Genomic DNA, 15671 nt, shown 5'->3' on the forward strand with positions numbered 1-15671 from the left:
AAGACAGGAAGGCAGCCTTGCCGGCTCTCACCAACCGAAAGCGTGTCCTCGTCACCGGCGGCGCCGGATTTCTGGGCTCCCATCTGTGCGAGCGGCTGCTGGCGGCCGGGAACGACGTGCTGTGCGTCGACAATTTCTTCACCGGCAGCCGCGACAACGTCCTGCACCTGCTGGACAACCCGCATTTCGAGCTGATGCGCCACGACGTGACGTTTCCGCTCTATGTCGAGGTGGACGAGGTCTACAATCTCGCCTGCCCCGCCTCGCCGATCCATTACCAGCACGACCCCGTCCAGACGACCAAGACCAGCGTGCACGGCGCCATCAACATGCTGGGGCTGGCCAAGCGGGTTGGGGCGCGGATCATGCAGGCGTCGACGTCGGAGGTCTATGGCGACCCGGCGGTGCATCCGCAGCCCGAGGAATATTGGGGCAACGTGAACACCATCGGCCCGCGCGCCTGCTATGACGAGGGCAAGCGCTGCGCCGAGACGCTGTTCTTCGACTATCACCGCCAGCACAGGCTGGACATCAAGGTCATCCGCATCTTCAACACCTACGGCCCGCGCATGCACCCCAACGACGGGCGCGTGGTGTCGAACTTCATCATCCAGGCGCTGAAGGGCGAGCCGATCACCATCTACGGCGACGGCCAGCAGACGCGCTCCTTCTGCTACGTCGACGACCTGATCGAAGGCTTCCTACGCTTCATGGACACGCCGGCCGGCGTCACCGGCCCGATCAACCTGGGCAACCCCGGCGAATTCACCATGCTGGAGCTGGCGGAGAAGGTCGTCCGCCTGACCCGCTCGGCCTCGACGATCGAACACAAGCCGCTGCCGCAGGACGACCCCAAGCAGCGCCGCCCCGACATCGCCAAGGCCCGCGCCCTGCTGGACTGGGAACCGGCCGTGCCGCTGGACGAGGGGCTGGAGCGCACCATCGCCTATTTCCGCGGGCGGTTCTTCGGGTGAGGGCAAATCTCCCTCTCCCGCCTCTCGCACAAACGAAGTTTGTGCTGACGGCGTCAGGCGGATCGAAGATCCGCTGAGAGCCCCGGGGAGGGGGTCGGGGGGAGGGGGTGAGGAGGCGAGGATTATCGGGAAGGCACGCAGTGCATCCCCCTCACCCTAACCCTCTCCCCGCTTTCAGCGGACCGGAGGTCCGCCTGTCGCGTCAGCGCAAACTTCGTTTACGCGTTAGCGGGGGGAGAGGGGATCTGAAGCCGTTCCTCCCAGGCGAGCGCCGAGGCGACAATGGTCTCCAGGTCGGCGTGGCGCGGGGTCCAGTCCAGGGTGCGGCCGATGCGCTCCACCCCCGCCACCAGGGCCGGGGGGTCGCCGGCGCGGCGCGGGCCGATGCGCATCGGCAGCGGACGGCCGGTCACCCGCTCCACCATCGCCAGCACCTCACGCACCGAATAGCCGCGGCCATAGCCGCAGTTCAGCACCTCCGACGCCCCGCCCGCCTCCAGATGGCGTAGCGCCGCAACATGGGCGTCGGCGAGGTCGCTGACATGGATGTAGTCGCGCACGCAGGTGCCGTCCGCCGTCTCGTAGTCGTCGCCGAAGATCTGCAATTCCGCCCGCTGGCCGGTGACGGTCTGGGCGGCGATCTTGATCAGGTGGGTGGCGACCTTCGACACCTGCCCCGAACGGCCCTGCGGATCGGCGCCGGCGACGTTGAAGTAGCGCAGCGCGACATAGCGCAGGTCATGCGCCGCCGCGCTGTCGCGCAGCATCCACTCCGTCATCAGCTTGGAGGAGCCGTAGGGGTTGATCGGGCTGGTCGGCGTCTGCTCGTCGATCGGCAGCCGGTCGGGCATGCCGTAGACGGCGGCGGTGGAGGAGAAGATGAAACGGCCGATCCCGGCCTCCACACAGGCCTCCACCAGGGCGTGGCTCTTCACCGTGTTGTTGCGGTAGTAGGCGAGCGGCCGCTCCACCGACTCCGGCACGACGATGCTGCCGGCGAAATGCATCACGGTGCCGATGCCGTGGCTGGCGAAGGTCCGGGCCAGCAGGGCCTTGTCGCCGACGTCGCCCTCGACCAGCGGCACGCCGTCGGGCAGGGCGGAGCGCCGGCCGGTGGACAGGTCGTCCAGCACCACGACGGCCCGTCCCTGGTCGCGCAGGGCCAGCACCACATGGGAGCCGATATAGCCGGCGCCGCCGGTCACCAGCACGGTCGCGTTGTCGCTCGTGGTCATGTCCGCTCTTCGTCTTCGATTGGGGGCGATTGGGCAGAGTCGGAAGATAGTCGCCCGCCCATGCTGCACTGCGGGCTTTTCCGCCGAACGGGCGACATCATTCGAACGGCCTCCAACGCCCCGCCCCGACCCCGATGGGCGGCCGGATGGAGAGCGGAAGTGCTAGTCGAGGTAGTAGCGCAGGATGACCGTCCGCTGCATCACCAGGATGCTGACGATCGGGAAGAGCCACACCATCCAGGTCAGGCTGCGCTCCAGCACGCCCGTCAAGCCTGAGGACCAGCCGAGCCGCCCGCCGGCGAAGGCCAGCGGCAGCAGCGCCGCCAGCGGCAGGAAATAACGCCCCTGCACGCCGTCGACCCACAGCTGGCCCACCGGCGTCCACACCATGTAGAGCGCCCCGAACAGCAGCGCCCCGGTCGCCAGCACGACGGCCGCGGTCACCGCCGAGGCGCGCGCCGGCACCCCGGAATACCAGTCCGCCGCCCGGCGGCCGAGCAGCAGCGGCAGGAAGGACAGCAGCAGGACCAGATAGGCGGCGGCGTAATATGGCTTGGGCAGCCGGGTATCGACCCAGCCGAGGATGCCGACGAACTGCTGGTAATACTCGTCGCCCCAGACCTGGAAGGTCTTCACGGCGATGGTGAGGACGGCCAGCGGGTTGCCCAGCAGGAAGCGGAGCTGGCCCATGGCGTCGGTCGGGGCGTCCTGGCGGATCAGCGGCGTCTGCACGGCGACCGCCATCCACACCGCCCAGCCGACGGCGGCAACCAGCGAGGCGGCGACCGCGAGGCGCTTCACCGCCGCCCGTTCCGCCGGGACCGCCAGCGGCATCAGGCAGAGCAGGGCGTAGGGCTGCTTGGTCATCCCCACCAGGGCGAAGCAGGCGGCACTGGCCCAGATCTCCGCGCTGCGCAGCGGCCGGCCTTCGGACAGCGCCCGGGCCAGGAAGGCGATGCCGAGTGCGGTGACGGTGATGACCAGCCCGTCCTGGCTCATCGAGGCGTAGAGCGAGACCGACATCGGCAGCAGCAGCACCGCGAACAGCGGCAGATGCGCCCGGCCGGCCAGCAGCAGGGCGAAGAAGCCGACGACGATGCAGGTCAGCGCGTTGGCCGCCCGCGCCAGATACAGCGTCTGCACCACCGGCAGGTCGAGCGCCTTGCCGACGGCGATGGCGGCGGCCTGCGGCAGGTAGAAGAAGGGCGGGTAGGGAGCGGTGTTCTCCGCCGCGACGTTGAAGACCCGGCCGTCCCAGCGGGCGGTGAAGGATTTGACGAAATCCTCCAGGTTCGCCTTCTCGTCGGGCTTGAATGGGACATGGTGGAAGGGGAAATAGGCCTCGATGATCGCGACGTCGGACGGTCCGCCCGCCGCGATCCGTCCGTCGGTCGGAACCCTGGCGGCCACCCAGTAGCCGTGGGTGATCATGTTGGCCCGGTAGATGTGGGCGGGCTCGTCGGCGGTCTGGAAGGGCGGAAGGCTCCAGACCAGGAAGAACGCCGAGAGGATTGCCAGTACGGCAAAGAGGAAAGGACCTATCCGCTGCATCACCAGACCTGTCGCTGAATGGGCTGGTGGGTGGGTACCCCATCCGCCGGACAGGCGCCACTTGGAAACTTTGACGCAGCGGGAGGAGGGGTTGGAGACGGCCCCGAACCCTTACGGCTCGCGGATGCTTTCGTCCAGCGCGCGGATGACGGGGTAGAGGAAGTAGGACAGGACCGAACGGGTGCCGACCCGGATCTCGGCCGAGGCGACCATGCCGGGACTGAGCAGGGTGCCGGCGGGCACCGCCTCCAGCCGGGTGTCGGTCAGGCGGATGCGGGCGCGGAAGACGGCGCCGGCGGCCGGACGGGGGCCGTCGGGGTTGATGGGGGCGGCCGCAGCCTGGGCGGGATCGTGGGTGAAGGCGTCGGCGCTGATGGTGCGGATTTCGCCCGGCAGGGTGCCGTGGCGCTGGAAGGGGAAGGCATCCAGCTTCACCCGCACGAAGTCGCCGACCCGGACCAGACCGATGTCGCGCGACGGGATCTCCGCCTCCACTTCCAGCGGCACGTCGGCGGGGACGAGGGTGACCAGCGGTTCGGCCTCGCGGATGACCGAGCCGACGGAGCGCTTGGCCACCTCCAGCACCACCGCGTCGACCGGGGCGGTCAGGGTGACCAGCGAGCGGCGGCGCTCGGCCTTGGCGATCTGCTCGACCAGCGTGGCCCGCTGGCGGGTCTGCTCGACGAGGTCCTCCGCCGTCTTGCGCCGCCATTCGTCGATGAAGGCGGCGCGGTCGGCCTGGACGCCGCGCAGTTCATGCGCGCTCGCCTGCTCGCGGTCCTGGAGGGCGGTCAGGTCGTCGCGCATGCGCAGCCGCTCGACCCGCGCCTCCAGCCAGGTCAGGCGGGAGCCGGTCTGGCGTTCCTGAAGCTGGCGGCGGATGTCCTCCACCTCGCCAACCACGGCGAGGCGCTCGGCGAGGCCGGCCTGGGCGCGACGGCTGGCGGCGATGGCGCTGTCCAGCTGCCCGGCCTTCTCGTCCAGCGAGGCGAGGCGGGAGCGGTATTCGGCGCGGCGCCGCTCCAGGATGGCGGCCTGGACCGCGGCATCGGGGGTGTCGGCAGGGGTGAAGTCGCCGCCATCCAGCTCGGCGCGCAGCCGGCCGATCTGGGCCTCGACGCTGGCGAGCTTGGCGGTCAGATCGGCCAGATCCGCCGCGGCGAAGGTAGGGTCGAGCGTCGCCAGACGGTCGCCGGCCCGCACCCGGTCGCCGACCTGCACGTCGACGCCGCGCACCACCGCGGTCTCCAGCGGCTGGGCCACCACCAGCGGGGCGGTGGTCACCAGCCGGCCGCCGGCGGTGACGATGCGGTCGACCTGGGCGAAGCCGGCCCACAGGACCAGCGCTACCAGCAGCCCGGCCAGCACATAGAGGGTGGAGCGCGCCAACCAGGGCAGCGGCGCATGTTCGATCGCCGCCCCGTCCGGCAGATAGTCCAGCGCGAAGCCCGGCGGCGGTGCCGACGGGGCGGGCAGGGCGGCGCGGCGGCGCGCGGGAGCGGGGGGAGGAGAAGGTTCGGCCTTGGCCGGGACGACCTCGCGGCCGGTCTCCCCTTGCGCGACGTCCTGACTGTCGATTTCGGGCATCTGCGTGTCGGGCATGGCTCAGCGCCCCCGGTTCTGCTGCTGCCACAGATGCCGGTATTCGGCGCAGCGGTCGAGCAGGATGGGATGGGGGGCGAGGTCGAGCAGGCGGCCCTGCTCCAGCACGGCGATGGTGTCGCAGCCGGTCAAAGTCGACAGCCGGTGGGTGACGATCAGCACGGTGCGGCCCTGGGCGATCCGCCGCAGGTTGGCCATGACGATGGCCTCGCTGTCGGGGTCGAGCGCCGAGGTCGCCTCGTCCAGGATCAGCAGGCGCGGCTGGGGCAGCAGGGCGCGGGCGATGGCGATACGCTGCTTCTGGCCGCCGGACAGGTTGCTCGCCCCCTCCTCCACCAGCGTGTCGTAACCGTCGGGCAGGCGGTGGATGAACTCGTCGGCGCCGGCCAGCCGGGCGGCCTCGACGATCTCCTCGCGGCTGGCCTCGGGCATGGTCATGGCGATGTTGTCGCGGATGGTGCCGCGGAACAGGAAATTCTCCTGCAGCACCACGCCGATGGAGCGGCGCAGATGGGACAGATCCAGCTCGCGGATGTCGAGCCCGTCATAGCGGATGCTGCCCTCCTGCACCGGGTAGAAGCCCTGGAGCAGCCGCATCAGCGTGCTCTTGCCCGAGCCGCTGCGCCCGACCAGCCCGACGACGGAGCCGGCCGGCACGGTCAGGGTGACACCGTCCAAGGCCGGCGGCCGGTTGCGGTCGTAGCGGAAGCCCAGCCCCTCGATCTCGATGCGGCCGATCAGCGAGGGGCAGGCGCCGCTGCCTTCGCGCCGGGGCTCGGCCGGGTGATTCATCACCTCGCCCAGCATGCGCACCGACAGGGCGGTCTCCTGATACTGGTGGATCAGCGAGACGATCTGGACCAGCGGCGTCACCACCCGGCCCGACAGCATCTGGAAGGCGATCAGCGCACCGACCGACAGCTGGCGGTCGAAGACGTCGAAGGCGCCGACGGCGACCACCGCCACCATCATCGCCTTCTCCAGGAACTCCGTCACCGTGCGGGCGGCGATGGAGATGCGGCCGACCCGGTAATGGCTGGTCACCGCGCGGGCGGCCTTGCGGTCCCAGCTGCGGCGCTGCTGCGGTTCGAGTGCCGAGGACTTGACGGTGCGCATGCCGTGGATGGTCTCCACCAGCATGGCCTGCCGCTCGGCGTCGGCGTTGTAGAGGTCGCGCAGGCGGCTGCGGTAGACCGGCACCAGGGCGACCACCACCCCGGCGATCAGGCCGGCGAACAGCAGGGCCACCAGCGTCAGCTTGACCGAATAGAAGAACAGCACCGGCAGGAAGACCAGCAGCACCAAGCTGTCGAGCACGGTGGACAAGAGGTTGCCGGTCAGGAACTCGCGGATGCGCTCCACCTGCTGCATGTGGCGCACGGTGACGCCGGCCGAATGCCCGTCGAAGAAGGTGATCGGCAGGTCGAGCAGATGGCCGAAGGTGCGGTTCAAGAGGCGGATGTCGATGCGGTTGGCGGCCGCCAGCAGGATGAACTGGCGCAGGAAGCGGAAGGCCGCCTCGAACAGCAGGGCGGCCAGCACGCCGATGGTCAGCACCTGAAGCGTGGCGACGGTCTCGTTCACCAGCACCTTGTCGATCACGATCTGGAAATAGACCGGAACGGCAAGGGCGAGCGCGTGCAGGACCAGCGCCGCGACCACCACGTCGCGGAAGGCCGATTTCTGGCGCAGGATCTCCGGCACGAACCAGCGCAGGCCGAAGGGCTGGCGCGGGTCGGCGAGGCCGTGGCGCGGCTTGAGGAAAACCAGTTCGCCGTCCCAGCGCTCCAGGAAGCGGTCGCGCGGCACGTCGATGACGTCCAGCCGGTCGGCCAGCGGGTCGACGACGCCGACCACCGGTTCCTCGGCCGAATCGGCGGGACGGGACAGCCCGACCAGGATGACGGTGTTGCCGTTGGACAGCCGCGCCAGCAGCGGGAAGACCGGCGGCAGGGCTTGCAGGGCTTTCCAGTCCAGCCGGCGGGCGGTCGCCTTGAAGCCGGTGGCGGCGGCGATGCGCAGCAGGTCGGCTGTCGAAGGCTCCCCGTTCGCTCCGCCGGGGCCGGGGGCGACACGGGCGCGCAGGGCGGACGGCGAAGCCGACAGGCCATGGTGGCGCGCCACCAGCGTCAGGCAGCGCAGCGCGGTGCTTTCGTCGCGATCAGGGGCGTCGCGGTCGGGGGCGGCGTGCGGACCCGGCGGAGGGGGCGGCGCGACGGTCGTGCTGGCGTCCGGCATCGGTCAGCCGAAATTCGGCGAGCGGGGCCGTCCGGGCGAGGTGGCCGGAGTCGCAGGGGAGGAGGTGGCAGGCTGGATCGGGGCCTGCACCGGGCTGTGGAAGGCCGGAGCGGCAGGGGGAGCGGAAACGGGCGCACCCGGCCCGGGGCCGGAATTGGGCGGCAGCACACCGGCGGCCTCCAGCCGCTGTCGCATGCCCTCAAGCGCCGAGAGGCTGGCGAGGAAGCCCGGCAGGCTCATCACCACCCGCTGGCGGATGGCGGGCAGCGGCTGGCCGTTGGCGTCCTTGCGCAGGGCCGACAGGCTGAACAGGTCGATGCGGACCATGCCGTTGCCGAAGCCGATGTCGAAGACCCCGTCGGCATAGAGTTCGGGGATGCGGTCGTCCGGCGGCGGCTCGATGGTCATGATGGTCCCGGCAGCAGAAGGCGGGGCGCCGCTGCGGCACCCTCGCGCCTTCGTTGTACCGGAAGGCGGCACTTCGGACCAAGCCGCCAATGCCGACGCCCGCAAAGAGACACAAGTGCCGCCTCTGCTTACGCAGAGGCGGCACTTGTCATCATTAGCCTCAATCACCGGCGCGGGCGTCCGCCCGCTTGGCTATCGCGGGCATGTGCCCGCGGGGCCGCAAGTCGCGGCCCTTCGACGGCAACGGCCGTTGCCGCTCAGTTGCGGCCGTAGACGTCCTCCAACCGGACGATGTCGTCCTCGCCCAGATAGGAGCCGGATTGCACCTCGATGATGGTCAGCGGCACCTTGCCGGGGTTTTCCAGCCGGTGGACCGTGCCGATCGGGATGTAGATCGACTGGTTCTCGTAGACCATCACCTGCTCCTCGCCGCGGGTGACCAGCGCCGTGCCGTTGACCACCACCCAGTGCTCGGCGCGGTGATGGTGCTTCTGGAGCGACAGGCGCGAGCCGGGGGCGATGGTCAGGCTCTTCACTTGGAAGCGGTCGCCGGTGTGCAGCGACTGGTAGGAGCCCCAGGGACGGTGGACCCGGCGGTGGCTGACCGACTCGCTGCGCCCCTCGGCCTTCAGCCGGTCGACGATGCGCTTGACGTCCTGGGCCTGGGAGCGGTCGGCGACCAGCACGGCGTCGTCGACCACCACGACCACGGCATTCTCCACCCCGACCACGGCGGTCAGGTGGTTGTCGCTGCGGACGTAGCAGTCGCGGGCCCCCTCCAGCAGCACGTCGCCGACGACGACGTTGCCCTCGCCGTCCTTGTTGCCGACGTCCCACAGCGCCGACCAGGCGCCGACGTCGGTCCAGCCGATCTCGCAGGGGACGACGGCGGCACGGTCGGTGCGCTCCATCACCGCATAGTCGATGGAGATGCTGGGCGCCTTGGCGAAGGCGGCGGCGTCCAGGCGGAAGAAGTCGAGATCCTTGGAGCCCTGGTCCAGCGCCTCGCGGCAGGCGGCCAGCACCGCGGGGGCGTGGCGCTCCAGCTCGGCCAGCAGGCGGGCGGCCGGGAACAGGAACATGCCGCTGTTCCAGGCATAGGTGCCCTCGGCGAGGTAGCGTTCGGCCACCTCCAGCGACGGCTTCTCGACGAAGGCGGCGACATTGTAGGCGCCGTCGGCCTCGTCCATCGAATGGCCGCGGCGGATATAGCCGTAGCCGGTCTCCGGCCGGGTCGGGGTGATGCCGAAGGTGACCAGCCGGCCGGCCTGGGCGGCGCGGGCGGCGATGGCGACGGCGCGGCGGAAGGCCTCGGCGTCGCGGATCTCGTGGTCGGCCGGCAGGATCAGCAGCAGCGCGTCCGGATCCTCGGCCGTCACCGCGAGTGCCGCGAGCGCGCAGGCGGCGGCGGTGTTGCGGCCGGCCGGCTCCAGGATGATGCCGCGCGGGGTGCAGCGCGACTGGCGCAGCTGCTCGGCGGCGAGGAAGCGGTGTTCCTGGTTGCAGATCACCAGCGGGGCCGAGAAGACGGCCTCCGCACCGGAACTGGGCTGAGTGGAACTGGGCCCCTTGGAGCTAGATTGGGCACTGACCCGCAGGGCGGTGTCCTGGAGCATCGTCCGGTCGGAGCAGAGCGGCAGAAACTGCTTGGGATACAGTTCGCGCGACAAGGGCCACAAACGGGACCCCGTACCGCCGGACAGCAGCACCGGGACGATTTTCTGCGCGGAATTGCCGTTCATCCTGCCGCCATCTGTTGTGTGAGCCTGTGATCGGGCACCGGAAAGCCGGAGGTCGAACCCCAGGAGCCGGCGCCATGGCGGTTCGTTATAGACCGCGTTTTCCGCCCTTCACAAGCACCCCTCCGAGACCCACCCGACCGGAGCGCCTCTTCCGGGAAGGCGGGCCGGAGGAAGTTGGCGGAGGGAACCGGCGGGGGGCGAGACAAGACTCCAAACAAGGCCGCTTGCGGCGACGGGCGGCCAGGGTCGAGGCCGGGGTCAAGGTTGGAGTCTTGTCGCGCCCCCGGCCATCCGTCGTCCACGGACATGGACTTGGGGCGAGCTGGAGGCGGTTCGGGCGGGCGATCAGGGGAAGGCTGGACGGGCGGGGCGCGACAGAACTCCAAATCCGGCCCCGGACAGCACCGGTGCCGAAGGGCGAATCACCAGCGAGTCGTGATCGATTCGCCTTCGCGACTCGGAAATGAGCGAATCAGAAGCGATTCGGGGCCGAATCGAAATGTCCCGCCTGGAGTCTTGTCGCGTCGGCCGAAAAATCCACAGGCAATGCGGACTATCCGCTGGAGTCTTGTCGCGGGAGTTCTGGAGTTTTGTCGCGCGACTCGCGATTCTCTACTGGAGTCTTGTCGCGCAAACTATTAACTGAATCAAATAACCGTACAAATAGTTTGAGCGACAAGACTCCAAATTGCTGGCACTAACCGAGCGTGATATAGCGTTGACCGCAAAGTCGTGCCAAGGTCAGTTCGCTATGGGACAGATACACACCCTGATTACCCAGCTGGGACGCGACCAGGCGAAGGCGCTCCAGACCGATCCGGATCAGCGTTCGCTAGTCGATGTGGCTGCCGCCGTCCTCGAAGAGGAGCGGCAGGAGCTTGGCATCACCTATTCGGGTTTTGCACTGACCGCTCTTCCCCATCGTCGTCTTCCCGATGACCAGCCGTGGGAGCGGCGCGGACATAAGATCCGCTTGCTGATCGAACCTGGACGACTGCCGATCCGCAACGGTGGCTTTAAGCTTTACGGTGTTCCGTATGGCAGCCGCGCGCGGATGATCCTCTTGTATCTGCAAACCCGGGCGATCCAGACCGACAGCCGCGAGGTCGAGCTGGGCCGCAGCATGCACGAATGGCTCGACCGCATGGGTCTGTCGGTGGGCGGCCAGACCTACCGCGACATCCGCGAGCAGGCGTCGCGCATCGCCGCCTGCAACCTGACCTTCGCCTGGGAGGACGCCCACAGCATCGGCTTCGAAAAGGGGTCGATCGTCAAGGGCGGCATTCATTTCTCGGCCAATGCCGGGGCGGAGCCGGGCCAGGGCTCGCTGTGGGAAGACCGCGTCCTGCTGTCCGAGGCCTTCTTCCGCGAGCTGAAGGCCCATCCGGTGCCGATCTGGGAACCGGCGCTGCGCCACATCCAGAACAACAGCACCAGCATCGACATCTATATCTGGCTGGCCTACCGGCTGCACAGCCTGAACCGCTCCACCCCCATCACCTGGCCGGCGGTGTTCGAGCAGTTCGGCGCCGGATACAGCCGCCTGCGCGATTTCAGGAAGCGCTTCATCGAGGCGCTTCAACTGGCGCTTGCGGTTTATCCCGACGCGCGGGTGGATGTGGAGGAACAGGGGCTGATGCTGCACCCCTCGCCGCCGCCGATCCCGGAGCGCAAGTTTGCGCAGCTTTGCCGGTGATGGCAAAGCACACTCCCTGACTGTAGAACGGTCATCCCTGCGAAGGCAGGGATCCGGCCTTTCGGGCCTCCAGTCCAAATCATTGACGTGACTGGATTCCCGCCTTCGCGGGAATGACGGCCTGTGAAAGTTCAAGCCTGCGACGGCGCTCCGTCCCCCCCTGCGACAAGACTCCAAACTCCGAGCCTCAGGGATTGACGCGCAAAGCCCCGGCCAGCGGGGTCAGCAGGCGACGGAGCAGTGAATCCAGAAGGCTTTCATCCAGACTGCCGGACAGCGCCAGAGCCTGGGGCGGCGTCATGAAGAAGGGCGCGTCGCTGGCGGATCCGCTGCGCTGAAGGGTTGCCGCGAGCGCCAGAAGCCGCTTTCCGCTTTCGGGCCGCAACGTGGCATGAACCAGAACCAGCAGGGTGCCGGGGTCGGCGATGCGGACGTCGTTGGGAACGAGTGCTGCGACCGCCGGGCCGGAGGCCAGCAGCCCCGACAGCACCGCGGCGGCGCGACCGCACAACGCCTCGTCCCCGATATCGGCGGCGGGACCGCCGTCGGCGTCCACCGCGCAGAGCAGGCCGACGCGCTCGACCCGCTGGAAGAAGGGCAGGGGCGACATGGCGGCGGCCTCCGTGGCGAGGGTGAACAGGCTGGCGGCGAGCAGCAGGGCAGGGCGGATCCCCAAGCGGATCCGTCTCATCGCGCCTCCTCCATGGTGGTGATGCCGGCATCGTCCGGCAGGAAGCCGCCGACCTGCCGGCGCCACAGCCGGGCATAGGGACCGTCGCGGCGCAGCAGGGTGGCGTGGTCGCCATCCTCCAGGATCCGGCCTTTCTCCATATAAAGGATGCGGTCCATGCCGGTGACGGTCGACAGCCGGTGGGCGATGGCGATCACCGTGCGGCCCTCGAACAGGTCGAGCAGGGCGTCCTGGATCAGATGCTCCGTCTCGGAGTCGAGGGACGAGGTCGCCTCGTCCAGCACCAGGATCGGCGCATCCTTCAGGAAGGCGCGGGCGATGGCGACCCGCTGGCGCTCGCCGCCCGACAGCTGGATGCCGCGCTCCCCCACCACCGTGTCGTAGCCTGCGGCGCGCCCCTCGATGAAGCGGTCGCAATGGGCGCGGGCGGCTGCGGCGCGGATCGCCCCGTCGGCGGCTCCCTTTCCGTCCGGACCCTCGCTGCCATAGGCGATGTTGTCGCGGATGGAGCGGTGGAACAGGCTGGGCAGTTGCGGCACCTCGGCCACCGCGCGGTTGAGCGAGGCGAGGCTGACCATGGCGATGTCCTGGCCGTCGATCAGGATGCGGCCGCCTTGCAGCGGGAACTGCCGGCGCAGCAGGCGGACCAGCGTGCTCTTGCCGGCGCCGGACGGGCCGACCAGCGCCACCCGCTCCCCCGGCCGGATGGTCAGCGACAGGCCGTCGAATACCGCGCCCCCTTTCTCAAGATCGGAGCCCGGATGGGCGAAGCGGACCTCCTCGAAGCGGATGGCGCCCTCGCTGACGGTCAGCTCCGGGCGGCCGGGCGGATCGGGGATTTCGTGCGGGCGGACGATCAGCTCCAGCGCCCCCGACAGGATGCCCAGCTGTTCGAAGAAGCCCAGCATCCGTGTCGACAGGCCCCAGACATTGGTGCCGACGATGCTGGCCAGCGAGAAGATCATGGCGAAGTCGCCCACACTCATGCGGCCGGCCGTCGCCTCCGACACGGCGATGCCGATCAGGGTGATCTGGAAGACCAGCAGGGCGTTGAACAGCCAGAACCACATCCTGGTCAGGAACCAGCGCAGCTCCTTCGACCGGGCGATCTCGCCGGTCAGCGCGTCGGACAGGCCGGACAGCTCCTGGCGGCGGCGGGCGAAGGCGCGCACCAGCTCGGCATTGGCGATGATGTCGACCATGCGGCCGGTGGTCGACGACACCTCCTCCGAGAAGGCGTGCGACAGCCGCAGGCAGCGCCGGGCCAGCAGGGCCGACAGGGTCAGGTGTGCCGCGGTCCAGCCGACCAGCAGCCCGGCGAACAGGGTCTGGGCCGAGGCCAGCAGGGTCAGGCCGATGGCGAGGATGACGACGATGCGGATGATGTCGTTGGTCAGGATTTCCAGGATCTGGATGGCGCTCTGCCCGGCCTGCTTGACCTTCTGGCCCAGGTTGCCGGCGAAATTGTCCTGGAAGTAGCGCGGCGAATGGTCGATCAGATGGTCGAACAGCCGGACCTGGATGGCATGGCGCAAGGCCGGCGAGGTGTGCAGATCCACCAGCTCGCGCAGGCGGTTGAACAGGGCGGACGCGATCCACAGCCCGCCCAGCAGCAGGAACCAGCGCATCACCTCCGATGTCCAGCCTCCGGGCCAGACGGGGGAGCCGGCGGGCGGCTGCCCCGCCAGTCCCGGCCCTGATAGTCCGGCGAGCGCATCGACCAGCCCGCGCATCGCCACCGGCTCCATCCCCATCAATCCGATCCCGCCGGCGGCGGCGAGGTTCAGCAGGATGGCGCGGCCGAGGAAACGCTCGCGCACGAACATCCACAGGAAGCGCCAGGGGGAGGAGGGCAGGGGGGAGGTTCCGGAAGAGGGCAAGGGGCGTCGGCGCTCCGTCGCGCGATTGGCCGGGCACCGCCGGCGGATGGACACCTTATAGGCGCAAGGCGGGGGAGGCGGAACGGGTCCTTCCGGTGCATGCCCGCTCCGACGGTCCGGTCACCGGCATGACCATTTCCTGGCCTGCGGCTATGCCGTTGAGGCGGGTTGCCGGATTCGCCTGTTGACGGTGGAATGGAAACCCTCGATCGCCTCAAGGCCCTGCAAGCGACGCTCCGTGAAGCGCTGGAACGAAGACGGCGTCTTCTGGACCGGAGCCGCGAACGCCTGCGCCTGACCGAAAGGACGCTGACGGCGTCCCATCGCCTGATGGAGGGGAACCACCATGACCCGCACGCACCTCCCCTTGGACCAGCCTCCCCCGGACCAGTCGGAGGAAAGGCGGATTGATGCCGAAGACTGGAGGCGGCGCAGCGAGACGCGCCGTACCAGGAGCGAGGACGATCGCCATGCGGCCGAGCTGAGGCGCGAGAAAGCCGAAGAGGAGCGAAGCGCGGCGTTCGAGCGCCATATGGAGGCGGAGGGTGCCCGCATCATGGCCGAGGAAGGCCGGATCACGGGCGAAATGCAACGGCGGGAGGCCGAGGGCTGGCGGATCGAAGACGAGGATCGCCGCCGGTCGGAGGAGGAGGCAAGGCGTGCGGCGGAAGAGGCGCGTCAGGCCGAGGAGCGGGCGAGACAGCTTCATGAGGAGGCCCGCCTCTCGGCCGAGCAGGCGCGGTTCTACGCCGAGCAGGCGCGGACGCAGGCGGAGCGGATCCGCGCGGCTGCCGACGAGCAGCGCCTGCTCATGGAGGAGATGCGCGAAACCATCCGGCGCTATGAGGCCCTGCTGGCCCGCGGCGGGTAGAGTGTGATCGTTTCAAGCGGAATCGCTTGAAACGTGAATCACACGGAAAATCAAAAGCTTAGAGTCTGTCTGGTGCTGATTGAAGCACCAGACAGACTCTAAAGGCCGCCTTCAGGCCGTCACCGATTCCCGGTTGGCCAGGAAGCTGTTGACCGCCTGCTCGCCCAGGACGCCGCGCAGCGCCAGCTGGCCATACAGGTCGGGTGGGGCGAGGGAGCGGGCGGGCCCGTCGCTGACCACATCCACCAGCAGGACGATCCGCTGCTCCCCGGGCGCGTTCTCCACCTGATGGGGGAAGGTGAAGTCGCCGGCCCACAGCGTGCCGGCGGGATAGGCCGCCGGGCTGTCGCCGATCCAGGTCACGGCACCGGGCGGGGCGATGACCGGCACGATCAGCCGGGCTTCGGGCTGGTGCAGGCCGGCGCTGTCGAAATGCCAGCGGAGCAGGCCGCCCGGCTCCTGCCGGTGGACGTAGCAGGACAGGATGCGGCAGCCCAGCCCCTCCAGCAGGGTGCGGGCGGCCGGCATCAGGCCGAGCGCCGGGGTGGGCTTGCCGATGGCGCGGTTGCTGTCGGGCCCGAGCCCCTCCTCGATCAGGGTGATCGACGACCAGCTGCCGTCGCCGGCCCTGAACTGGCGCCCCTCGTCCCCCGTCGCCGCGTCGAGGGCGTCGAACTCGCGCCGGAGCGCGTCTGGGTCGGCGCGGACGGTCAGCGGGGCGTGCAGCACCAGACCGCTGCCGGCGGTGACCTGCTGCCAGGGGTGAAGGGGGTGGGACTGCAT

At 69.3% G+C, this 15671-nt stretch carries 12 protein-coding genes; 3 read left to right on the forward strand and 9 right to left on the reverse strand.

Going from position 1 to position 15671, the window contains the following annotated elements; translation table 11 throughout:
• Window positions 1–17 precede the first annotated feature (17 nt).
• Window positions 18–974 carry a UDP-glucuronic acid decarboxylase family protein gene (locus J2848_RS29005; protein ID WP_149233471.1) on the forward strand — a complete coding sequence of 319 codons (957 nt, stop codon included), beginning with the start codon at window positions 18–20 and terminating at the stop codon, window positions 972–974.
• Between the two features lie 218 nt (window positions 975–1192).
• On the opposite strand, the gene galE is transcribed toward J2848_RS29005, so the two are convergent.
• From galE to J2848_RS29035, 6 genes are all read right to left on the reverse strand, one after another.
• Window positions 1193–2209 (reverse strand): UDP-glucose 4-epimerase GalE, encoded by a 1017-nt coding sequence (galE, locus tag J2848_RS29010; RefSeq protein ID WP_149233470.1) that lies wholly within the window; start codon window positions 2207–2209, stop codon window positions 1193–1195.
• 162 nt (window positions 2210–2371) lie between these two features.
• Window positions 2372–3760: a DUF2142 domain-containing protein gene (locus J2848_RS29015; protein WP_149233469.1), complete on the reverse strand. Its 1389-nt coding sequence runs from the start codon at window positions 3758–3760 to the stop codon at window positions 2372–2374.
• Window positions 3761–3871: 111 nt separating this feature from the next.
• Window positions 3872–5362, reverse strand: a complete 1491-nt coding sequence (locus J2848_RS29020) for an HlyD family type I secretion periplasmic adaptor subunit (protein WP_149233468.1) — start codon at window positions 5360–5362, stop codon at window positions 3872–3874.
• Between the two features lie 3 nt (window positions 5363–5365).
• Window positions 5366–7600 carry a peptidase domain-containing ABC transporter gene (locus J2848_RS29025; RefSeq protein ID WP_211103254.1) on the reverse strand — a complete coding sequence of 745 codons (2235 nt, stop codon included), beginning with the start codon at window positions 7598–7600 and terminating at the stop codon, window positions 5366–5368.
• Between the two features lie 3 nt (window positions 7601–7603).
• Window positions 7604–8008, reverse strand: coding sequence for a hypothetical protein (locus tag J2848_RS29030; protein WP_149233467.1), 405 nt, complete (start codon window positions 8006–8008; stop codon window positions 7604–7606).
• Between the two features lie 257 nt (window positions 8009–8265).
• The gene (locus J2848_RS29035) at window positions 8266–9750 is read right to left on the reverse strand and encodes a mannose-1-phosphate guanylyltransferase/mannose-6-phosphate isomerase (RefSeq protein ID WP_149233466.1); all 1485 of its coding nucleotides are present in this window, start codon (window positions 9748–9750) and stop codon (window positions 8266–8268) included.
• A 751-nt stretch (window positions 9751–10501) separates the two neighbouring features.
• On the opposite strand from J2848_RS29035, the gene J2848_RS29040 reads away from it, so the two are divergent.
• Window positions 10502–11446, forward strand: a complete 945-nt coding sequence (locus J2848_RS29040; RefSeq protein WP_012978551.1) for a replication protein RepA — start codon at window positions 10502–10504, stop codon at window positions 11444–11446.
• A gap of 187 nt (window positions 11447–11633) precedes the next feature.
• Here J2848_RS29040 and J2848_RS29045 read toward each other — a convergent pair whose 3' ends face one another.
• A complete protein-coding gene (locus tag J2848_RS29045) occupies window positions 11634–12137 on the reverse strand; it encodes a hypothetical protein (protein WP_246194091.1) in 504 nt (167 codons plus the stop codon).
• A complete protein-coding gene (locus J2848_RS29050) occupies window positions 12134–14017 on the reverse strand; it encodes an ABC transporter ATP-binding protein (protein WP_246194089.1) in 1884 nt (627 codons plus the stop codon). The genes J2848_RS29045 and J2848_RS29050 overlap by 4 nt, the downstream gene beginning before the upstream one ends.
• 346 nt (window positions 14018–14363) lie before the next feature.
• On the opposite strand from J2848_RS29050, the gene J2848_RS29055 reads away from it, so the two are divergent.
• Complete coding sequence (locus J2848_RS29055; RefSeq protein ID WP_149233465.1) at window positions 14364–14888, forward strand: hypothetical protein; 525 nt, start codon at window positions 14364–14366, stop codon at window positions 14886–14888.
• Window positions 14889–14999: 111 nt separating this feature from the next.
• Here J2848_RS29055 and J2848_RS29060 read toward each other — a convergent pair whose 3' ends face one another.
• Window positions 15000–15671: an aspartyl/asparaginyl beta-hydroxylase domain-containing protein gene (locus J2848_RS29060; RefSeq protein WP_149233464.1), complete on the reverse strand. Its 672-nt coding sequence runs from the start codon at window positions 15669–15671 to the stop codon at window positions 15000–15002.

The organism is Azospirillum lipoferum (assembly GCF_024170005.1).
Taxonomy (GTDB): Bacteria; Pseudomonadota; Alphaproteobacteria; order Azospirillales; family Azospirillaceae; genus Azospirillum; species Azospirillum lipoferum.